The organism is Enterobacter chuandaensis, from assembly GCF_003594915.1.
Taxonomy (GTDB): Bacteria; Pseudomonadota; Gammaproteobacteria; order Enterobacterales; family Enterobacteriaceae; genus Enterobacter; species Enterobacter chuandaensis.
Window position 1 is genome coordinate 23,704 of sequence record NZ_QZCS01000008.1, and the last position, 22,887, is coordinate 46,590.

The 22,887-nt window shown below is 56.5% G+C and carries 13 protein-coding genes; 6 read left to right on the top strand and 7 right to left on the bottom strand.

From position 1 onward, the window contains the following. The first annotated feature begins 36 nt into the window (after positions 1 to 36). Positions 37 to 2,079 carry an AsmA family protein gene (locus tag D5066_RS13850; protein ID WP_119916285.1) on the top strand — a complete coding sequence of 681 codons (2,043 nt, stop codon included), beginning with the start codon at positions 37 to 39 and terminating at the stop codon, positions 2,077 to 2,079. 60 nt (positions 2,080 to 2,139) lie between these two features. Here the strand turns inward: D5066_RS13850 and D5066_RS13855 are convergent, their stop codons facing one another. From D5066_RS13855 to D5066_RS13865, 3 genes are all read right to left on the bottom strand, one after another. Further along, positions 2,140 to 3,462 carry an MFS transporter gene (locus D5066_RS13855; protein WP_050861820.1) on the bottom strand — a complete coding sequence of 441 codons (1,323 nt, stop codon included), beginning with the start codon at positions 3,460 to 3,462 and terminating at the stop codon, positions 2,140 to 2,142. Between the two features lie 261 nt (positions 3,463 to 3,723). Next, the gene (gene yhjD, locus D5066_RS13860) at positions 3,724 to 4,749 is read right to left on the bottom strand and encodes an inner membrane protein YhjD (protein ID WP_119916286.1); all 1,026 of its coding nucleotides are present in this window, start codon (positions 4,747 to 4,749) and stop codon (positions 3,724 to 3,726) included. Positions 4,750 to 4,799: 50 nt separating this feature from the next. Continuing rightward, entirely contained in the window at positions 4,800 to 5,699 is a 900-nt protein-coding gene (locus D5066_RS13865) for a LysR family transcriptional regulator (RefSeq protein ID WP_119916287.1), read from the bottom strand. Positions 5,700 to 5,818: 119 nt separating this feature from the next. Between D5066_RS13865 and D5066_RS13870 the strand changes: the two genes are divergently transcribed. Beyond that, positions 5,819 to 6,577: an SDR family NAD(P)-dependent oxidoreductase gene (locus D5066_RS13870; RefSeq protein ID WP_119916288.1), complete on the top strand. Its 759-nt coding sequence runs from the start codon at positions 5,819 to 5,821 to the stop codon at positions 6,575 to 6,577. 173 nt (positions 6,578 to 6,750) lie between these two features. Beyond that, on the top strand, positions 6,751 to 7,353 hold the full coding sequence (locus D5066_RS13875) for a response regulator transcription factor (RefSeq protein ID WP_119916289.1): 603 nt from the start codon (positions 6,751 to 6,753) through the stop codon (positions 7,351 to 7,353). Here D5066_RS13875 and D5066_RS13880 read toward each other — a convergent pair. Together D5066_RS13880 and D5066_RS13885 are read right to left on the bottom strand one after the other, a co-directional pair. Further along, the gene (locus D5066_RS13880) at positions 7,332 to 7,670 is read right to left on the bottom strand and encodes a lysozyme (RefSeq protein WP_080329104.1); all 339 of its coding nucleotides are present in this window, start codon (positions 7,668 to 7,670) and stop codon (positions 7,332 to 7,334) included. The genes D5066_RS13875 and D5066_RS13880 overlap by 22 nt on opposite strands. Positions 7,671 to 7,741: 71 nt before the next feature. Next, complete coding sequence (locus D5066_RS13885) at positions 7,742 to 8,281, bottom strand: GNAT family N-acetyltransferase (protein ID WP_119916290.1); 540 nt, start codon at positions 8,279 to 8,281, stop codon at positions 7,742 to 7,744. Between the two features lie 148 nt (positions 8,282 to 8,429). Between D5066_RS13885 and D5066_RS13890 the strand changes: the two genes are divergently transcribed. Continuing rightward, complete coding sequence (locus D5066_RS13890) at positions 8,430 to 10,022, top strand: STY4199 family HEPN domain-containing protein (RefSeq protein ID WP_119916291.1); 1,593 nt, start codon at positions 8,430 to 8,432, stop codon at positions 10,020 to 10,022. 73 nt (positions 10,023 to 10,095) lie between these two features. On the opposite strand, the gene D5066_RS13895 is transcribed toward D5066_RS13890, so the two are convergent. Both D5066_RS13895 and D5066_RS13900 read right to left on the bottom strand, forming a co-directional pair. Next, positions 10,096 to 11,745, bottom strand: a complete 1,650-nt coding sequence (locus D5066_RS13895) for an alpha,alpha-trehalase (RefSeq protein ID WP_080329101.1) — start codon at positions 11,743 to 11,745, stop codon at positions 10,096 to 10,098. A 185-nt stretch (positions 11,746 to 11,930) separates the two neighbouring features. Beyond that, complete coding sequence (locus tag D5066_RS13900) at positions 11,931 to 12,554, bottom strand: response regulator transcription factor (RefSeq protein ID WP_119916292.1); 624 nt, start codon at positions 12,552 to 12,554, stop codon at positions 11,931 to 11,933. Positions 12,555 to 12,830: 276 nt separating this feature from the next. On the opposite strand from D5066_RS13900, the gene D5066_RS13905 reads away from it, so the two are divergent. After that, positions 12,831 to 17,450, top strand: a complete 4,620-nt coding sequence (locus D5066_RS13905) for an Ig-like domain-containing protein (protein WP_119916293.1) — start codon at positions 12,831 to 12,833, stop codon at positions 17,448 to 17,450. A gap of 86 nt (positions 17,451 to 17,536) precedes the next feature. Further along, positions 17,537 to 22,843: an Ig-like domain-containing protein gene (locus D5066_RS13910; protein ID WP_119916294.1), complete on the top strand. Its 5,307-nt coding sequence runs from the start codon at positions 17,537 to 17,539 to the stop codon at positions 22,841 to 22,843. Positions 22,844 to 22,887: the final 44 nt, after the last annotated feature.

Sequence of the window (22,887 nt, forward strand, 5' to 3'; positions counted from 1 at the left end):
GTTTTACAGGACAGGTCATCAGGAAAGGGGATAACAATGACAAAAACAACCAGGGTAATTTCCTGGACTACAGGGATTTTCTTGTTGTTGATCGCGATCGTCGTTGTCATTATTGCGACGTTTGACTGGAACCGCCTTAAGCCGACCATCAACCAGAAAGTCTCCACTGAGCTAAACCGTCCCTTCGCCATTCGCGGCGATCTGGGTGTGGTATGGGAGCGTCAGAAAGAGGAGACCGGCTGGCGAAGCTGGATCCCCTGGCCCCACGTCCACGCCGACGACATTATTCTCGGCAACCCGCCGGATATCCCCGAAGTGACCATGGTGCATTTGCCGCGCGTGGAAGCCACGCTGGCGCCGTTAGCGCTCCTGACCAAAACCGTCTATTTGCCGTGGATCAAACTTCAGCAACCCGATGCGCGCCTGATCCGACTCTCTGAAAAAAACAATAACTGGACGTTTAACCTTGCCAGCGACGGCGAAAAAGATCCTAATGCCCAGCCTTCTTCCTGGTCATTCCGACTCGACAATATTCTTTTCGATCGCGGGCGGATCGTCATCGACGATAAGGTCAGCAAGGCGGACGTGGAGATCCAGGTCGATCCGCTGGGCAAACCGCTGCCGTTTAGCGAAGTCACGGGCAACAAGGAGAAAGGCGATAACACCAAAGCGGGTGATTATGTCTTCGGCCTGACGGCAAAAGGGCGCTACAACGGTCAGCCGCTGACCGGGAAAGGGAAAATCGGCGGCATGCTGGCGCTCCGGAGCGAAGGCACGCCGTTCCCGGTTCAGGCGGATTTCCGCTCGGGGAATACGCGCGTGGCGTTTGTGGGGACGGTTAACGACCCGATGAACATGGGGGGCGTCGACCTCCAGCTCAAGTTCGCCGGTGACTCGCTGGGTGAGCTGTATGAACTGACCGGCGTACTGCTGCCGGATACCCCGCCGTTCGAAACGGACGGACATCTGGTGGCCAAAATCGATACCGAAAAATCGTCCGTTTTTGACTACCGGGATTTCAATGGCCGCATCGGCGACAGTGACATCCACGGCACACTGACCTACACCACCGGCAAACCACGGCCAAAACTTGAAGGGGATGTCGAATCTCGCCAGCTGCGTCTGGCCGATCTGGGCCCGCTGATTGGCGTGGATTCCGGCAAAGGCACTAAATCAAAAGAGGTGAAAAAAGACGTTCAGCCTGCGGGAAAAGTACTGCCTTACGATCGCTTTGAAACCGATAAGTGGGACGTGATGGATGCAGATGTGCGCTTCAAAGGACGCAAGATTGAGCATGGCAGCACGCTGCCGCTGAGCGATCTCTCGACGCATATCATCCTGAAAAATGCCGACCTGCGCCTGCAGCCGCTGAAGTTTGGCATGGCGGGTGGGACGATTTCCTCCAACATCCACCTGGAAGGCGATAAGAAGCCGATGCAGGGACGGGCGGAGATTCAGGCCCGTCGATTAAAGCTCAAAGAGCTAATGCCGAACGTGGAGCTGATGCAGAAAACCCTCGGTGAAATGAACGGCGACGCGGATATTCGCGGGGTGGGGAATTCCGTGGCAGCATTGCTGGGCAGCGGCAACGGTAACCTGAAACTGCTGATGAACGACGGTCTGGTCAGCCGCAACCTGATGGAGATCCTGGGGCTGAACGTCGGTAACTTTATCATCGGGCAAATCTTTGGTGATGACGAGGTGCGGGTGAACTGCGCAGCGGCGAACCTGGATCTGGTGAACGGCGTGGCGCGTCCGCAGATATTTGCCTTCGACACGGAAAACGCGGTGATTAACGTGACCGGTACCGCCAGCATGGCCTCGGAGCAGCTGGATTTGACCATCGATCCGGAAAGTAAGGGGATTCGTATTATCACCCTGCGCTCGCCGCTTTACGTGCGCGGGACCTTTAAAAATCCGCAGGCGGGCGTCAAGCCAGGGCCGCTGATTGCGCGCGGTGCAGTAGCGGCAGCGCTTGCCACACTGGTGACGCCCGCTGCGGCGCTGCTGGCGCTGATTTCGCCGTCAGAAGGCGAGGCGAATCAGTGCCGGAATATTTTGTCGCAGATGAAGAAGTAGCTCACTTTTTCCCTCTCCCACCGGGAGAGGGTCGGGGTGAGGGCATCAGGCCGCAATAAATTACAGCGCCTGATGCTTAGTCTCATGGGTCAGCAGCAGCGCAATCAGCGTCAGCGCCGCCATGGCCGCCAGGTAAACGCCCACGTAGAACAGACCATAATTTGCCTGCAGCCAGGTGGCGATATACGGTGCCACGGACGCACCCAGAATAGACGAGACGTTATAGGAGAACGACGCGCCGGTATAACGCACTTCCGTCGGGAACAACTCCGGCAGCAGCGCGCCCATCGGGCCGAAGGTCAGCCCCATCAGGCTCAGACCAATCAGCAGGTACGCCATCACCAGCGCCGGACTACCTGAACCCAGCAGCGGCGGGAAGACGAACAGCGCGAACAGAATAATCAGCGTGGTGATCGTAATCATGCTCGCGCGACGGCCAAACTTATCTGCCAGCAGGCCGGCAATCGGTACCATCACGCCAAACCCAATCACCGCCATCATCAGCATCCACAGCACTTCGTTACGCGGCAGACCCAGCCCAACCGGCGCGGCGGCGGTACTGTAGGTCATGGAGTAGACCGTCATGATGTAGAACAGCGTGTAGGTCGCCAGCATGATAAACGTGCCCAGCACGGTCACGCGCACGTGTTTGGTCAGCAGGGTGCCCAGCGGCACTTTTACCTGTTTTTTCGCCGCGGCCACTTTTGCGAACACCGGCGTCTCATGCAGGGAAACACGCACATACAGGCCAATCAGCACCAGCACCGCTGAGAATACAAACGGAATGCGCCAGCCCCAGCTCATGAACTGCTCGTCGGTCAGCAGCCAGGAGAGCAACAGGAAGGTCCCGTTGGCAAAGAAGAAGCCAATCGGCGCGCCAAGCTGCGGGAATGAACCGTACAGCGCGCGTTTACGCGGCGGCGCGTTCTCGGTCGCCAGCAGCGCTGCGCCACCCCATTCACCGCCCAGCCCCAGACCCTGACCAAAACGCGCCAGCGCCAGCAGGACCGGCGCCAGAATGCCGATGGTTTCATAGGTCGGCAGCAGGCCGATCGCCACGGTGGAGATCCCCATCGTCAGCAGCGAGGCCACCAGAGTGACCTTACGACCAATACGATCGCCAAAGTGCCCAAACAGCGCAGATCCAATCGGACGCGCCACAAACGCGATAGCAAAGGTCGCCAGAGACTGTAGCGTCGCCGCCGTCGGGTCACCCTGCGGGAAGAATATATGCGGGAAAACGATGACCGCTGCGGTGGCGTAAATGTAAAAGTCGAAGAACTCAATGGCGGTGCCAATCAGCGATGCGACGACAACTTTATTGCGCGAGTTGACCGGGACGTTTTCCGCACCAGAGTCGAGTGTTGTGGCTGTTGCTTGCATAATATTTTCTTATTTTTTGCCGAACGAAAGGCCATATTACGCACAGCAAAAGCGACATTTCAATCTGTAACAAGGCCGCGTTCTGGTGATAAAAGCAACAAAAAGCGAATAATGTTCAGACCAGCCGAAATGCTTCCATGAAATGCTTCACAGTTTTTAAATATTGGTTGATTAAACTGGTTTTCGGTTAAATAAAAGTTACGGACTGGATTTATATGCTGAAATGATGAGTCGGGCTGAAATATCAGCCCGAGAGCGGAGTTAGCGGTGTGTTTTACCGGGCATTCGCGTATCGCCTTTGTACTCGGCGGTGGCAATCCACGCCGCGCAGAACAGGGTCAGGCGGGCGAAGAAGTAGAAGAAGGCCATCAGCCCCAGCACCGAGCCAAACGCCGCGCCGGACGGGGATTTCACCAGCGACGGCAGCGTGTAGGTCATCACGATTTTAATCACTTCAAAGCCTATCGCCGCAATCAGCGTGCCGCGAAGCAGCGCTTTCTTGCGCGGACGATGGCGGGGCAGACGCCAGAAAATCCAGAAGAACAGCAGGTAGTTGGCGAAGATAGAGATCGCCAGCCCAATGCCGCGCCAGGCGGGCTTCAGCCATTCGATGTAATCAAGATAGAGCGCCGAGATAATCATCTGCTGTGCGGAACCGGCAACAGAGGTGATGGAGAGCGTCACGACCAGCGCGACGAGCAGACCAATCAGCGAAATAAAATCACGGAAATACTTAACCCAAATCTTCTCCTGATCCTGAGGCGTGCGCTCCCACACGTCGCGCGACTGGGCGCGAATGGCCTCGCGCAGGTTGCCCATCCAGTTAACGCCGGAGTAAAGGGCGATCAGCAAACCGACGATCCCGACCGTGGTACGCTGCTGAACGGCGGTATTAATCGTGCTTTTAAGCGTGCTGGCGAGGGTCGGATCACTGACGTTATTCAGGATCTTATTGAAGATATCCTGCAGCAGCGTCGGGTGCGACGCGAGTACAAAACCGGCCGCCGCAAACGACACCATCAGAATGGGGATCATCGACAGGAAGGAAAAATAGGTGATAGCGGCACCAAACTGGTTCCCCATGCGGTCATTAAAGCGCTCGGTCGCGCGTATCAGATGCGCCACCATGGGAAACTGCTGAATTCTTTCTGCCAGGCTGGTGACGGTACCCAGCGCCTTGCTGGCGGTACCGGGGGCTTTAGCCTCTTCTGGCTCGGTTTCCATCTTCTTGATGGGGTCATACTCTAAATGTTGGGTGGGTCGTTGCGGGTTATTTTCCGGCGTCACGCGTCTTTTCCTTTTCGTTTGGCTGGATGTTACTGAATTATAGCTTGCGACTAGTCCACGTAAGCTTTTGTGAGTTCGGTTAGCCACTCCATAAACAGATGTACCCGGCGGGAGAGGTTGCGCCGATGGGGGTAAATCAGGGAGACAGGCATCGGTTCCGCGCGATACTGCGGGAGGATCTCAACCAGCTTCTTTGCGCGCAGTAAATCACGCACCCCAACGCGCGGCGCCTGAATGATGCCCAGCCCGGCGAGGCAGGCGGCCTGGTAAGTTTCGGTGCTGTTGACGGTTAACACGCCGCCCGTTTTTATCCACTGCGTTGCACTGCCGTTATAAAACTCAAAACCCTGAGGGCGGCTTCCCAACATCGCGGCGTAATGAATCACGGCGTGCGAGCCTAAATCGTCCAGCGTGTCGGGGTAGCCAAAGCGCGCCAGGTAGTCCGGGCTGGCACAGTTAATCACGGACAGCTTGCCCAGCGGACGGGCAATCAGCCCCGAGTCCTTCAGGGAACCCACGCGGACGACGCAATCAAACCCTTCGCGGATCACATCCACCAGGCGATCGCTGCTGCTGAGCTCCAGCTCGATACCCGGATACTGCTGTAAAAACGCAGGTAGTTTGGGGATGACGACATTTCGCGCAACGCCAACGGGCATATCCACGCGCAGCCGTCCGCTGATGCTGGAGGGATCGTGCTGAAACATACCGTCCAGCTCATCCAGGTTCGCCAGCAGATCTTTTGCCCGCTCGTAATAGACCATGCCGTCCTGCGTCAGGCTGACGCGGCGCGTGGTGCGGTGCAGTAGCTGTGTGCCAAGCCGGTTTTCCAGAGCCTGGATTTGCCGCGAAACGCTGCCTTTTGGCAGCGTTAATGTCTCTGCCGCGCGGGAAAAACTTTCCAGTTCCGCGACGCGAACGAACAGCTGCATTGCGTGAATTTTATCCATAGAGAAAGCTCATTGTTGTTTGCACTGAAACAGTGAAGCGTTTTAACCCGCCTTTATTGATTTTCTATCACCTAATAAGCTCTTTCTCAATCTCCATAACAGCCAAAACGAGGTTTAAGATGACTGAACGTATCGCTTTAGTAACGGGTGGTAGCCGTGGTTTGGGTAAAAACGCTGCGTTAAAGCTGGCGGCAGACGGGACGGGAATTATCCTCACCTACAACCGCAGTCAGCAGGACGCGCTGGACGTAGTACGCGAAATTCAGGGAAAAGGCGTCAAGGCGGCGGCATTACCGCTCAACGTCGGGGATATTACCAGTTTCGAACATTTTGCCCGACAGCTTCAGGAAATCCTTATGAGCGTCTGGCAACGTGAAACCTTTGATTATTTATTGAACAATGCCGGAACGGGTTTATACGCGCCCTATACCGAAACAACGGAAGCCCAGTTTGATGAGGCGCTGAACATTCACTTCAAAGGACCGTTTTTCCTGACGCAGCGCCTGCTGCCGCTGCTTAACGACGGCGGTCGGATCCTCAACGTCTCCAGCGGACTGGCCCGCTTCACCCAGCCTGGCTCGGGGACCTACGCCGCCATGAAAGGGGCGATGGAAGTGCTGACCCGCTATCAGGCGAAAGAGCTTGGCGCGCGCGGGATCGCCGTTAACATCATCGCGCCAGGGGCGATAGAAACCGACTTTGGCGGTGGACGCGTGCGCGACAACGCCGAGCTTAATCACATGCTGGCGTCGCAAACGGCGCTGGGGCGGGTGGGGCTACCGGACGATATCGGCGATGCCATCGCGGCACTGCTCAGCGATAAGCTCGGCTGGATGAATGCGCAACGTATTGAAGTGTCTGGCGGAATGTTCCTCTGATGTTTTCGCTTAAGGGGAGGGAATCCCTTAAGGAAATCCTTAATGCGAATGTGTCAAAATGCGGGTAAATATAAAAACCACTGGCGGATTTGTAACGTCTCCATTCATTGAGTTTTTTCTTAAAAAATGCCTCTGTAGAATCCCCCTTCGCTATTCTCAGAGGGAGAAATACGATGCGAGTAATCATGTTTGACAGGCAGTCGATATTTATTCATGGAGCGATACACGGTCTGCAAAAGTTGATTCCTGAAATAAATATAACGGGGGCTTGTCAGGCAGACGATTTATGGGCGCAAATATCTGCTTCACCGTCTGCTATCGTCATGATTGATGGCAGTTTAATTCAGGAAGAGGGGCGTTCTTTCCTGGAGGAAATCATGCATCGCTTCCCGGCGATACGGGTGATCATGGTGTTGGCAAAAAAAGAGGCCAGATGGGTGGAGCAACTGATGCAGCGAAACGTAATGGCCATTATCCCCCGTAATGCCAACCCCGAGCGGTTTTCCGCCGTGCTGGATTCCGTGTCCCGAGGGATGGTCTGCTTCCCCGGGGAGTGGGTCAACCAACAATCGTCTGCGCAGGCGTTGTTATCCCTGAGCGAACGTCAGCGTGAGGTCCTGAAACTGCTGGCTGCGGGGGAATCAAATAAAGAGATTGGCCGCAATCTCAATATCAGTGCGGCCACGGTGAAAGCACACCTGGAAGCGCTTTTCCGCCGGCTGGAGGTGAAAAACAGAACCCAGGCCGCCATGTATTACACCCGGGCGACGGCCTGAAGCACCGCTTTCGGCAGTGAGGACGTCACGCCGAAACTTAATATCATCAGGACCAGCGCGTCATGCTGCTGCTGGGTTAATGGACGTACACACATTTCCCGCAGCAGCGTTTCACACAGCTGAATATCTTCCTGAAGCAAATATTCCGCCTGAAGAGGCGTTATAAGGCCGTGAAATTTTTCCCGCTCGCGGATCACATGTCCGTACCCGATAACCCATAAACCGTTTTCGTCACGATATTTCTCCAGTGAAAGCCCTTGATGGGTCTTAATTAACGCAATGGCGGCAGAAGAGATATTCAGCGCATGACCTTTCATATTCGTTTCCTCTTAATGGCGATACTGTAGAGGAATCGGGCCAGGAGAAATATCCGCCAAATGGCTATTGTTCAGAAATTATTATGCAGGTATTCCTGCCGTAATAAGCCAAATAACCAGTCATTCTGCCAGCGCCCGGAAAGGTAATAGCTCTCGCGTAGCTCCCCTTCCAGGCGAAAATGGGCTTTTTCCAGCAGGCGTCTGGAGGCGACATTTCCCGCGGTGACGGTGGCGGTGAGCCGGCGTATACCGCCCTGATGAAAGGCGTAATCACAAAGCGCTTTAAGGGATTCAAAACCGTAACCTTTTCCCTGCGCCTCAGGTGCAAAAAGAAAGCCTACTTCGGCGCAATCTTCTTCCCGATGAATATACCCGGTTAAGCCCAGCGGGGTCTGTGAGGCGGCATCACGCACGACCAGACAAAGCCAGTGCGTGCTGCCCGGCGACCAGGGCGTCAGGCGTGAATCAAACGCCTCGCGGATCGCCGCGACGGGGCGGTCTTCCGCCACATATCGCATGACCTCGGGATGCTGCTGCAGTGCCAGAAAAAAGGGCCAGTCTTGCTCCTGCAGGGGTGAGCAGCTCAGGCGTGAGGTCATTAAAACCGGCATTTAAGATTCTCCTGAAACATTTTAAATGATTTTAGGGTTGTCACTTTATTTCAACGGAAAGTCAGGTATGGTTAAGCGCGTATAAATAAAAAGAAAAACGGCCATTAGTGCCCATTCCGGATGTCTTCGTTGTCGCTTAAGGAAAACAATGACTCTCAGCACATCACATCATATTCGCGAACAGTTCGAACACTGTCTGGCGGTCATTCGCCAGGCGTCGGTAGAAATTTTACTTCTTCTGAATGTACATGTTTCTGAGGGAAAAGATCCACGCTGGTTTCTGGAACAGCTGGACAGTGCGCGTTCAGGCCTGGGAGGATGGGGCTCCGTTGCGAAGAAGCTTAACCTGAATGATGCCGAAATGTCGGAATTTACGCTGCAGTTGCGTCTGCTGCAGCAGCGCGTACCGCAATATGAGAGCGGACAGGATGTCAGTGAAAATCAGCTGATTGCGGCAATGCGGTTTGTAACCGCGCTGGAGCATCTTCGTCTGCAGCAGCCACTGCTGACCTACAGCACCGAGCTGGCCCCGGGAAGCGAACTCCAGCAACAGCAGGCGCACAAGCAGGTACGCGCTATCGAGCTGATGATTAAAGGGCTCATCCAGCAGGCCTGGCCCGATCAGGTGCGGCTCAATAATCATCTTAAAACCTTATTTAACGCTGACCGCGTACGACGCTGGCTGAAGCTTGGCGAAATCAACGATGTTCTGAGCGGCATGATGTTCAGCGAGCTGGCGCAAATGCTGGTGGATAAAAAAGAGTTCAGCCGCTATTACGCCTCGTTGTTTAACGATCCTTCCATGTTGACGCTTCTGGTAGAGCCGCGCAAAACCCTGCAAACCTTCCTCGACGACATTCGACAAATCCGCAACAGCATCACGGTGCAGAAAACGCTAAGTTCTGCGCAAATTCAGCTGCTGGACAACTACTACACGCAAATCTCCCGACCGGTCCAACGCGCGTTCGAAGAGGGGAGAACGCGCGTCAACCCGGCTGGACTCATGGCGGTGGACGCCAGCGAGCTGCACGCGTTCTGGGAAAAGGCGCAGAAAATGGATCGGGTCACCGGTGGGGATCTGTTTGAAGTTCGCGACACGATTGAAAAGCCGACCCAGCGCGCGCCGCGCACGCCGGAGCAGCGTGAGCAACTTATTTCCGGTGTGTTATGGGGGGCGGTAGGCGTGATGGTGATTGCCATTGTGGCGGGGGGCTTCTGGCTGGTGACCAGCAGCAAACCGCAGCCTGTAGCGGTGGCGGCTACGGTGCAGGCGGCCCCGCCGCAGGAGATGCGCGAGACGCCGTCCTCGCGTGAGACGCTGACGCGCATGGGGGTTACCTGGGACGAGAGTAATTTCCGTTCGGCGATTAACCGCAACGACACCCGCGTGGCGCTGCTCTTTTTGCAGGGCGGGATGGACTGGAAGCTGTCATGGACCGAAGAGGCGATGTCGGCAGACTATGACGACGTGCTGGAACTGATGCTGCGCTACCGGCAGAACATGGTGGAAGAGAAGCCGTGCCGCCGTTTCATCAATACGCTCAGCCACGCCATGTCCAACGGCGAGTCGTTGACGTCAATACGTAAAGAGTATCTGAAAGCGTTCTGCACCGTGCCGGCCGTGGTCAAGCGCCAGAAGCACGATCTTGAGATGGCAACGCGCCGAGCGCAGTCTCAGCCGGATGCCACCACGAAAAAATGGCAGTCTATTCAGACCGCCATTTATGAGGTGATTCGCTAAAATTTTTCACCCCTCACCCCGGCCCTCTCCCCAAAGGGGTTAGGGTGAGGGGCCAGACCGCGCCCTAACCCCCTCAAGGCTCCCCATACAACCCAATCAACCGTCGCACCACGCCGTTGGTCCAGCCGAAGCCATCCTGCAGCGGATACTCCCCGCCGCCCCCTTCGCGTGGCGTGCTGCTGGCGATGTGGTACTTCTCAATCAGCTTATGGTGCGTCTTGTAGAAGTGGTTCACCGTATGCAGCCAGCTCCAGGCGATTTCATCCCCCAGCGAGTCATTGCCGTACTGCTTGAACCCCTGAATCGCCATCCACTGCAGCGGCGCCCAGCCGTTGGGTTTATCCCACTGCTCGCCGGTTTCGTACTCGGTTGCCAGAATCCCTCCCGGCGTCAGCAGACGCGCTTTTACCGCGTCAGATAAACGTTCTGCCTGCTCATGCGTCGCCATTCCAACATACAGCGGCACAATGCTGGCGGCAGAAAACAGCGCCAACTCCTCGCGCCGCCAGTCGTAATCGCGGTAACAGCCGCTCTCCTCGTCCCACAGGTAGCGGTTCACCGCCGCGCGGCGATCGGTGGCTTTCTGGCGGAACAGCTCAGCCGTCTCTTTATCCCCTTTCGACGCCGAGATATTGGCAATCGCGCTCTCCAGCTTAAACAGAAAGGCGTTCAAATCGATGGGGATAAACTGCGTTGTGCGAATGCTGGCGAGCCGCGCCGGATCGCGCAGCCAGCGGGACGAGTAATCCCAGCCAGACGCTGCACCCGCACGCAGGTCGCGATAGACCTCATTCGGCGGACGGCCTGAGTGGCGGGCGGTTTCCACGTCCTCAATCCATGATTCGTCGCGCGGAGTATCGCGGTCGTCCCAGTAGCGGTTCAGCAGCGAGCCGTCCGGCATGCGCACCGCGCTGCGGTAGGCCTGATTAAGCAGCAGAGACTCCGCGCCGTCCATCCAGAAGGCATGCTCCATTTTAAGGTGATCGAGGTAGCGCTTCGCGCCGCGCACCCCGTCCTCTTCAAACAGCTCCACCATCAGGGCAAAAACCGGTGGCTGCGAGCGGCTGAGGTAGTAGGTGCGGTTGCCGTTAGGGATATGGCCGTAGCGCTCGATCAGCCAGGCGAAGTTATCCGCCATGCACTTTAGCAGGTCATTACGGCCGCTCTCCGCCAGCCCCAGCATGGAGAAGTACGAGTCCCAGTAGTAGGTCTCACTGAATCGTCCGCCGGGCACGATATAGGCCTGCGGCAGCGCCAGCAGGGACGACCAGGGGATGTGGTCCTGCGGCTCACGCGTCAGCACGGGCCACAGGCTATCAATGTGCTCTTTCAGCGACAGGCCAGGGTCAGAAACATATTCCGTGCTGTAGGTTTCAGGCAGCCAGAAGTGGTTCTCCACGAACTGGCGTAGGTCGAAATCCCGGTGTCGTCTGACCTTGCGGTAGCGGATCAGGATATCCAGCGGGTCCATCTTCGGCGCGCAGTCGGGGAAGGTTTTGCTGTCTGCAAACAGCCTCGTCGATTGTACGTGCTCGAACAGTTCAAGGTAGCGATCGGCGGGCGTCAGGGCATCGGAGGCGGGTAGCCCCTCGATCATTTCGGGTTCCGGCTCCGCCTCAATCATCTCATCCAGTTTTAACTCGCAGGGATCGGTCTCGTAGCGCAGCTCTTCTGCAATCTCGAATTCGACGTTCTCGGTAGCCTGTAGTTTCTGGTTGAACATGGTGATAAGGACCTCCGGTTGTGTGTTCTGAAGACAGGTTTTTCCGGGCGTCCTATAAGCGTAGACATTCGCTTCGGTGGATGTGGAGGGATATGTGCGGTAGATCACTCTTTTCGGAGCATTCGTTTTGCAACGATTTATGTCATCAAGCCCGAACGAACCGTCGTCCGGGCTGCTTCCGGCGCTCAGTACAGATAATTCCGTTTTGCCAGATCGACCAGGTCCGCCAGTCGGGTGATGTTAAACTTTGCCATGATACGCTGCTTATAGGCGCTGACCTTTTTATTATTTATGTCCAGCATCGAGGCGATAATCTGGTTGCTATAGCCAGCGGAAATATAACGCAAAATACAGATATCAATATGGGACAGGGATAATAATAACGAGGCATCCTGCGGATATCTGGCGTGATGATGCCAAAGCTCAGAGCCGTAGCAATACTTACCGGAAAGGACGTTATTGACGGTTGTGGTTATTTTTTCTAACGAGCTATTTTTATTGATGTAACCTGCTGCGCCAGCCCGCCTGCTTAGCTGGATGTGAAAATCACTGAATGATGAGGACAAAATGAGAACACAAATCTCAGGGTGTGTTTTCCTTATTTTCGCCAGGTAAGAAAATACCTCGGCGCTTTGTTGCAGATGTTCCATGATAATCAGGTCAGCATGTAACGCAGGTAATGCACTGTGCAATTCCTCGATGGCGGGGAATTGTGCCACAACCTCATAATCTTGTTCTGTTAATAAGCCCTTGATACCTGCACGCAGCAGTGGGCTGGAATCCATGAGAATGACTTTTTTACCTGACATTCCTGACTGTCCTGAGTGGGTAACAAAAACATTATTTTCTATCCATCGCTAAAAAAGTGAACCAAGACTTGTCTTTATCTTCGCCATTATTTTCCTCACGCCATCCTGACTGTTCCTGCCCCTTAAATGACTTATAAGACGGGTTTGCGACAGGTCTTATTAAGCCAAAACTTGCCCGCCGGGAAGATAGCGTCAGCCAGGGAGTGTATCCCGTATGGAAGTGCGTCTGGCGCGTTGCGCGGACACAGATCGATTATTTACACGAGAATTTAGAAAATGAATCTCAAGCCAGTAAATATTGCAGTCGTTGATAAAGAGACGATTGTCAAAGCTGACGTTCTGCGCAGTGAAAAGGTTGGCAGTGCTGTCAAAATTAAAGCCATCCCGAATGCAAAATACATTCTTGCGGAAGGGGAAAATGGCGTCGCGCCAGAAAACATTACGCTGAAACGCGTCGGGAAAGACCTGTTCGTTCTGCTGGAAGGCACTGACGAAGATCAGCCACAGCTGATCATTGAAGGCTATTTCGATAATCCGGGTGAGCTGGTCGGTAAAGGCGAAGACGGTCAATGGCACGAGTACATTGCCACTGACGGCGATGACGACCACAAAGCCGCTTTCCTGCTGGATGGTGAATCTTCCGCCCAGGCGCTGGGTGCGGGCGCTATTGCGGCTCTCGACGGTTTAGCCGTTGCGGGTACCGCGTTCTCGCCTGCCTTACTGGCGCTGGGCGCGTTAGCCGGTATTGGCGCGCTGGTGGGCCTGGGCGCCATTATTCGTCATAACCGTGACGATGGCGGTAATAACAATGGCGGTGATAACGGCGGTGCCGTTGCGCCTGTGCAGACACCGGTGCTGACCGACGTTCACGACGATGTCGGCACGAAAACCGGCGCGATCCCTCAAAACGGCGTCACCGATGACGCCACCCCAACCTTCAGCGGTACCGGTACGCCGGGTGACATCGTTGAATTCTGGGAAAACAACCAAAAACTCGGCGAAACCCGCGTCAATCCTGACGGTTCATGGAGCTGGACGCCGGAAACCCCGCTGGCGCAAGGCGACCACAGTATTGTGCTGATTGGTAAAGGCCCGGACGGCCGCACCAGCGCGCCGAGCGATTCTTTTGATTTCACCGTGGATCTGGACGCACCAGCTAAACCGATTATTGGCGAAGTGGAAGACGACGTCGGTGCGGCGACGGGCCCCATTCAGAACGGCGGCGCGACCGATGATACCCAGCCGACATTCCGCGGCGAAGGTGCGACCCCTGGCGACACCGTCAGGCTGATCGTTGACGACGAAGTGGTCGGCACAGCAATCGTCGGTGAAGACGGTAAATGGGAAGTTACGCCTGAACAACCGCTGCCGGAAGGCAGCCACACCGGGACCGTGATCATCACCGATCCGGCGGGTAACGACAGCGAACCGTCTGATGACTTTGAATTTATTGTCGACCTTGAGGCGCCAGCCAAACCGGTTATTGGTGACGTTGAAGATGACGTCGGTCCGGTTGTGGGCCCGATCCACGATGGGGATACCACCGATGATACCCAGCCGGTATTCAGCGGCGACGGCGGCACGCCTGGCGACACCGTTCGCCTGATTATCGACGACGAAGTCGTGGGTACCGCAATCGTGGGCGACGACGGCAAATGGGAAGTGACCCCGGAAAATCCGCTGCCGGAAGGCGAGCACGAAGCGGTTGTGGTCATCGTTGATCCGGTGGGCAACGCCAGCGAACCGTCCGATCCGATCAGTTTTATTGTCGATACCACACCACCGGAAAGGCCGACGATTGAGACCGTATTTGATGACGCGGGTCTGAAAACGGGCAACCTGGCGAACGGTGATATTACTGATGACAGCACCCCTGACTTTACCGGCACAGCCGAAGAAAACAGCATTGTGCACATCATCGTCAATGGCCGTGAAGTGGATTCCGTTACCGCTGATGCTACAGGCAAATGGACCTGGACGCCGTCTCCGGCGCTGGCCAATGGTCACTATGACGTTGAAGTCGTGGCCGAAGACGCGGCTGGCCTGCGTTCCGAGCCGTCTGAGTCATTTTCCTTTGATCTGGTAGCGGGCGGCATTCCTACCGCTCCGGCCATCACGGATGTCATCGATGATGTGGATGCGCATCTGGGGACCGTGCAGCAGGGCGGTATTACCAACGACGATCGTCCCACCATTACGGGAACCGGCCAGAACGGTACGACCGTTTACCTGTATGACGGCACCAACCCGGATCCGATCGGCAGCGCTGTGGTCACGGGGGGAACCTGGACCATTAATTTCGATACGGCACTGGCGCAGGGCGAACACCGCTTCCGTGCGGTGGCTGAAAACGCGGCGGGTAACCGCAGCCCGGAAACCGGTGAATGGGTAATTATTATTGATTCCGTGCCACCAGGCGCCGCGACGGACGTTGAGCTGTGGGACGACTTCGGCACGCCGGGCGTTATTGCAGATAACGACACGACGGATGACAACACGCCGACCTACCGCGGCAAAGGTGAACCTGGCGGTACCGCGATCGTCGATCTGGGTGACGGCACTACCGTGCGCATTCCGATCGATAACAACGGTGACTGGAGTTACACCCCGGCCCCGGCGCTGGCGGATGGCGACTACGCCTGGAAAGTCTCCATCGAAGACAAAGCGGGTAACGTGGGGCCAGCGACGGACCCTATCCACTTTACCGTGGATACCAGCCGTAACGGCATCTCCATCAGCCACGTAGAAGATGATGAAGGGGCGCTGCAGGGCAATCTGGCCAGCGGTAGCCACACCGATGACACGACGCCAACCGTTGTGGGCCGCGCGACGCCGGGTGCAGAAGTGAAAGTGTATCTGGACGGCAGGCTTGTCGACAGCGTGATTGCCGATGCGCGCACCGGTGAGTGGCGTTACACCTTTAACCCGGCGCTGACCGCAGACGGCACATACCAGATCACGGCCAGTGAAAACACCGGCACGGGTGATAGCGCTCAGACTGAGCCGTTTGAGCTGACGCTGGACACACGCGTACCGGCTGGCTCGTTCGATAGCGTATCAGATGACGTGGGCCTGGTGCAGGGCGACCTCGCGAACCCGGCAGTGACCGATGACACCACGCCAACCCTGCACGGGACAGGCGTGGCGGGTGATGTGGTCTTCATTTATGACGGCACCACGCTGATTGACTCCGTGACCGTTGGGCCAGGCAACACCTGGAACTACACCCTGCCTGCGCAGAACAACGGTACTGAGTTGGTACTGACGACAGTCTTCCAGAGCCCGACTGGCGTAAGAAGCGCGCCGTCTGCGGAGTGGAAAATCATCATTGATACCGAGGCGCCAACGGGCAGCGCGGTGGTCGATGACATGACCCAGGACTCCGGTTTCAGCGGCAGCGACTTCCTTACCAACAGCGGTAAAGCGGGCAGCCTGGTGAGCGGCCATCTCTCTGCACCGCTGGAAGCGGGCGATCGCGTGATGGTTTCCACCGACGGTGGGAAGACCTGGACAGAAGCCATGGTTGACGGTGACAAGTGGGCGTTTGTTGATGCGACAGGCCATAGCGCGGACTGGACTATCCAGACTCGCGTCGTCGATGCCGCCGGAAACTACACCGAATCCTCGCAGAAGGTGGTGCTCGATCAGGTTGCGCCAGACGCGCCAACCGACGTGGTGCGCAGCGGTAATGACGTGACCGTCACGCTGCCGGGCAGCGGCGTTGTCGAGGGTGACACCGTGGTGCTGAAGAGCGGTGACATCACCGTCACGCACACCCTGACGGCGGCGGATATCGCTAACGGCAATGTCACCCTGACCATGCCAGCGGGTGGCTACACCGATATTCCGGTGGGCGCGGCGATAGTTGACGCGGCGGGCAACAGCTCCAGCTACCGCACCAGCGCGTTTACCAGTACCAACAACTTCGAGTCACCTGCGGAGTTCAGCGCGATTGATGCCGGTGAGTGGGTGCACGGGATGCGTTTCTCCCACACCACGAATACCGCTACGGAAGAGTATGCGTTCAATAATGAGATCGTGGGTCCGGCTGGAAGCACCGGCATTCTGTATTTGTACAGTAATTCGCCCGTCAACGGGATGGAAGGCAGCATATTTGTCGACTTCCAGTACGGTGCTCGCACCGTCAATTTTGATTTCAACCCGAGAGTTGCTGGCCCAACGACGGTCGTCACCTTCTACGACATCAACGGCAATGAGATTGGCTCTCAGACGGTGAATGCCTTTAACAACGGTCGTAACGTCCCCGTGTCGTTTACCAGCCCGGATGATACGTCGGTTTACCGGATGGAGATCCACCATCAAGAGCAGGCTGGCAGCTCCGGGTTCGGTTTCAGTATCGACAACCTGGTAGTAAGCGGGCCAGCGACAACCGTTACCCCTGGCGAATTCCTGGCGGATAACCAGGGCGATATCTGGTACGGCGATGCGGCGGACAACCTGTATCAGGTGGCTGACGTGGCAAACCTGTCCGATGCGGTAATTCAGGGCGGAGAAGGCACGGACACGCTGAAGCTGCTGGGGGCGGATCAGCACCTCGACCTGAGCGTGTTGACCAACAAAGTCCAGTCAATGGAAGTGTTCGACATTACCGGAACAGGCAACAACACCCTGACGCTGAGCGCGGGGGATGTGCTGGAAAACGCCACGCAGAACCTGTTCCACGACAACGACTTTAACCAAATGATGGTGAAAGGCGATGCGGGCGACACGGTCAACCTGAGCGATCTGCTGCCGAACGGCATGGACCCGGGTAACTGGACCGATGGCGGTACGGTGAATGTTGGAGGAGTGGAGTATCAGTCTTACCAGATGGACAGCCTGAATACCGAGATCCTCGTTCAGATGGGAGTCACGGTCACGCTGCAGAACCATTAATTGATGCCAGGAAAGGGAGGTTCCCTCATTGGGACCTCCGGAACGTTTTTGACCAGAACATAAACAGAATTTATTTGGAAAATAGTATGAAAAAGACCATCTCTTCTAACAACAATACCGAACCAAATATCGGCGCTATGGCAATGCTGCCGCCACTGCCTACAGATATTTTATTATGGAACGATTTTCAGTTCCCACGTGAAATTCATAACGGGGACCTGAGCGAAGATAATACCCCCACTCTCAGCGGTAAGGGTGAGCCGGGCATGACTGCGGTGATCGACCTCGGTGGCGGTCAGAGCGTTCGCGTACCGGTTGATTCAACCGGTAGCTGGAGCTGGACGCCTGCGCCTGCGCTGGCGGACGGAACCTACACCTGGTCTGTCGCGCTGGAAGATGCGGCGGGCAACCGCGGGGAATCCACTACGCCAATCACCTTCATCGTTGATACGTTAGGGAATGCGGTGTCCATCAGCCACGCCGAAGATAATACCGGCACGCTGACCAACCCGCTGGCAAGCGGTAGCAGCACCGATGATGTGAACCCGGTTATCGTGGGTACGGCGACGCCGGGCTCTCTGGTGACGCTGTATGTGAATGGCGAGGCCGTGGGCTCGAAGATTGCCGACCCGGTAACGGGTGAATGGGACATCGAGATCAACCCGGCGCTGGAATCCGGTAAAACCTACGAAATCACCGCGGGTGAGTACAGCGGTCCTGGAGAAATCCCGCCGCCGACACGTCCGTTCCTGCTGACCATTGATACCGTTGTCCCGACGGGAACGTTCGATCGCGTGTCGGATGATGTTGGCCGCTATCAGGGCGATCTGCCTAACCCGGCGGTCACAGATGACACCACGCCAACCCTGCACGGTACCGGCCGTTCCGGGGATATCGTGTTCATTCGCAACGGGAATGACATCATCGATTCGACCACCGTACGTGCTGACGGCAGCTGGGAATATACCCTGCCTGAGCAGACAAACGGCACCGCGCTGGACGTCAGCGTCGTATTCCGCGGCCCGACCGGTGTGGAAAGCGCACCGACCGCGCCGTGGAAGCTGGTGATTGATACCGAAGCACCGAACAAACCGATCATTGGTGACGTTGAAGACGACCAGGGTCCGGTTGTCGGGCCTATCCACAACGGTGATGTCACTGACGATACGCAGCCGGTATTCAGCGGCGAAGGCGCTGTGCCTGGCGAAACGGTTGAACTGATTATCGACGACGAAGTCGTGGGCACCGCGATTGTGGGCGACGACGGCAAATGGGAAGTCACCCCGGAAAACCCGCTGCCGGAAGGCGAGCATGAAGCCGTGGTGGTGATTGTCGATCCTGCGGGTAACGCCAGCGAGCCGTCCGATCCTATCGGCTTTATCGTGGATACCCAGCCGCCGGCAAAACCGACGATCGATACCGTGTTCGATGACGCAGGTCAGCAGACCGGCAATATCGCTAACGGCGGCATTACGGATGACAGCACCCCGGACTTCACCGGTACCGCCGAGAAGAACAGCCTGGTGTTTATCATCGTGAATGGCCGTACGGTTGACTCGGTGACGGCTGACAGCACCGGCACCTGGACCTGGACACCGCCGCTGGGCCTGGCAAACGGTCATTACGACGTGTCCGTCGTGGCGCAGGATAAAGCGGGTCTGCGTTCTGAACCGTCTGACACCTTCTCGTTCGATCTGCTGGCGGGCGGCATTCCGACGGCACCGGCTATCACCGACGTAATCGACGACGTTGAGTCGCATGTCGGGACGGTACAAAACGGCGGCATCACCAACGACGATCGCCCGACCATTACCGGGACCGCGCAGGATGGTACGACCGTCTATCTGTACGATGGCACCAACCCGAACCCGATCGGCAGCGCCATGGTAACGGGCGGCCGCTGGACGATTAATTTTGACACCGCGCTGTCGCAGGGCGAGCACCGTTTCCGCGCCGTCGCGGAAGATGTCACGGGTAACCGCAGCCCGGAAACCGGCGAATGGGTCATTATTGTGGACTCCGTAGATCCGCTGGCCGCGACCGACATTGAGCTGTGGGACGACTTCGGCACGCCAGGCCTCATCGCCAACGACGACACCACCGATGACAACACCCCAACCTACCGCGGTAAGGGTGAGCCTGGTGGTACCGCGATTATCGATCTGGGTAACGGCACCACCGTGCGCGTACCGGTAGACGATAAAGGTAACTGGAGCTACACCCCGGCCCCGGCGCTGGCGGATGGTGACTACACCTGGAAAGTCTCTATCGAGGATAAAGCGGGTAACGTCGGTCCGGCTTCAGATCCGATCCACTTTATCGTGGACACCAGCCGTAATGGCGTCTCCATCAGCCACGTTGTGGACGATCAGGGCGACATCGTGGGTAACCTGGGCAACGGTAGCCACACCGACGACACGACCCCAACGGTTGTGGGCCGCGCAACGGCCGGCGCGCTGGTGAAGGTGTATGTTGACGGCAAATACATGGATAGCGTGCGTGCAGACGCCGTGACCGGCGAATGGCAGTACACCATCAGCCCGGCGCTGTCTGTGGATGCCACCTATAAGATCACCGCGAGTGAAGACGCCGGTGCGGGTGAGAGTGCGCAAACCGCGCCGTTCGAACTGACGCTGGATACTCGCGTACCAACCGGTTCCCTGGACCGCGTGGCGGATGACGTGGGCCTGGTTCAGGGTGACCTGGCGAACCCGGCTGTGACCGATGACACCACGCCGACGCTGCACGGTACCGGTGTGGCGGGCGACGTCGTGTTCATTTACGACGGTACCCGACTGATCGACTCCGTCACCGTTGGACCAGCGAATACCTGGAACTTTACGTTGCCACAGCAGAACAACGGAACCGAGCTGTCTCTGACGGCGGTATTCCAGAGCCCAACCGGCGTGAAGAGTGCGCCAACGGCCCCGTGGAATATCTCCATTGATACTCAGGCGCCGGATGCACCGACCATCAAGGGCATGTATGACGACGCGGGCAACCTGATCGCCGACGGCAGCCGTTCACGCGATGCAACGCCTGAACTGCGTGGTACCGCTGAGAAAAATAGCCTGGTGAAAATCTACGTTCCGGGCAGCAACGTGCCGATTGATTCCGTATATGCCGATGAGAATGGTAACTGGAAATGGACCTCTCCAGCCCTGTCCGATGCGCAGCATGACTTCTATGTGAGGGCGCAGGACAAGGCGGGTAACGTGTCGGGTGAATCCAACCATTATGGTCTGGAAGTCGATACCAAAGCGACCACGCCGGTGATTCTGGGCGCGTACGATGACGTGGAAGGCGGCATCTATAAAGCCCTGGTGCCGAACGGTGGGCTGACCAACGATGCGAATATGGAACTGCGCGGGACGGCAGAAGCGAACAGCATCGTGTACATCTACAACGCGTATAACAACGCGGTGATTGATACGGTGAAAGCCGATGGAAACGGCAACTGGAGCTGGGAGCGTGCTGTCGCAAACACGGCTGCAGGCCGTCCGCACATGTTCTACACCATCGCGAAGGATGACCTGGGCAACGTGTCCGAAAAATCGGCGACCTACTCACTCAACGTAGACACGGTCAACGCTGCGCCGGTGATCACCGGTGCCTATGACAATGTTCAGGGCGGGGTATACAACGGTCTGGTTGGTAACGGCGGTGTCACCAACGATCGCACGCCGGAGCTGAAAGGTACAGCAGAGCCTGGTAGTGTGGTTTACATTGTGGTGGATAACTACGGTACGGTTGCGGGCTCCGTTACTACGGGCGCAGATGGCCAATGGTCATTCCCGATTACCACGAACTACAACCAGACGTACAACTTCCATGCATATTCTGTTGACGCAGCAGGGAACCGTTCCGCGAACTCGTCGGGCTTTGCGCTGACGGTCGACACCGTCAATAACGCACCGACAATCACCGGTTCGTTCGACGATGTCCAGGGTGGCGTTTATAACGGCCTGGTAGGTAACGGCGGCGTCACAAACGACCGTACGCTGGATCTGCGCGGCACGGCGGAAGCGGGCAGCGTGGTGTATATCATCAACCCGGCAAACGGTGCTGTGCATGGTTCGACCACGGCGGGTGCGAATGGGCAATGGTCCTTCCCACTCACCACGAACTACAACATGACGTATAACTTCCAGGCTTATTCTATCGATCCGGCTGGCAACCGTTCGGCGAATTCAACAAACTTCGCGATTACGGTGGATACGGTTAACGCCGCGCCAGCGATCACCAGCGTGATAGATAACGCAGGGGCAGAAACAGGCAATGTTGCCAACCTGGGGCGGACGGATGACAGTACGCCAACGTTGAATGGTACGGCAGAGGCAGGTAGCACGGTTTATATCGCGGTGAATGGAACCACGTATAGCACTGTTGCCACCAACGGTAACTGGAGTTTTACGCCGCCAGCGCTGCCACTGGGCAACCATACCTTCAGCGTATTCTCTGTTGACCAGGCGGGTAACAGGAGTGCGGGTGTTTCGCGAAGCCTGACAATCGTTTCGCCTGTCACCAGTGGTAAAGAAGACTTCAACGCGCTGGCGAATATGTCCCTTACGATTGGTAAACCGACCGATTCAGGCTTTACGTTATTGTCAGGAGATGCCCGCGTATCGACCACGGCAAACGGTGGTTATTACAGTAACCCGTTCCTGTATATCGCTCAGGGAAGCGCAGGAACAACCTTTACCGTGGGTGAAACAGATCGCATTAACTTCCAGTTAATGGGATGGGGTGGATACGGGAGCGGCACAACAACCTCAGCAGCTTACGTGAAGTTTTATAATGCTGCGGGAAAAGAGATTGGCTCACTGAGCGGGCGTGGAACGAGTGGTACGGACTACGTGAACTTTAATTTCCAGGCACCAGCCGGTGAAACGATCGCTAAAATTCACATTTACAGCAATGACCAGAGTGGTCTGGGGCTGGACAATATTTCATGGGGAACACAGGCTGCCAGCCGTTCCGCAGGCCGCTCTATGTCCATGATGATGAATGCTGAAGAGCAGCATGACGATAACGCCAGTGTTGTCAGCACGCTGAACGATCGTGAGATTAACCTGGATAACCTCCAGCACAAGACCATTGATCTGACCAACAGCAAGCAGGACAAGCTGAATATCAGCCTGAACGATGTGCTGACCCACGCAGAGAAGGATATGTTTATCGCCGATGGCAATAAACAGCTGATGGTTCAGGGGAACAAAGGTGATGTGGTGAACCTGAGCGACCTGCTGCCTGATAACAGCGATCCGGGTAACTGGACCAATGCCGGTAACGTCAAGGTGTCTGGTGTCGAGTACCAGATATACCAGGTCGAAAACCTGGATGTGGAACTGCTGGTGCAAACCGGTGTGACCGTCAACGTGAATAATCACTAACTTAAACTTTTCCAGGCCTCCTTTCGGGGAGGCCTCTGGAGGAT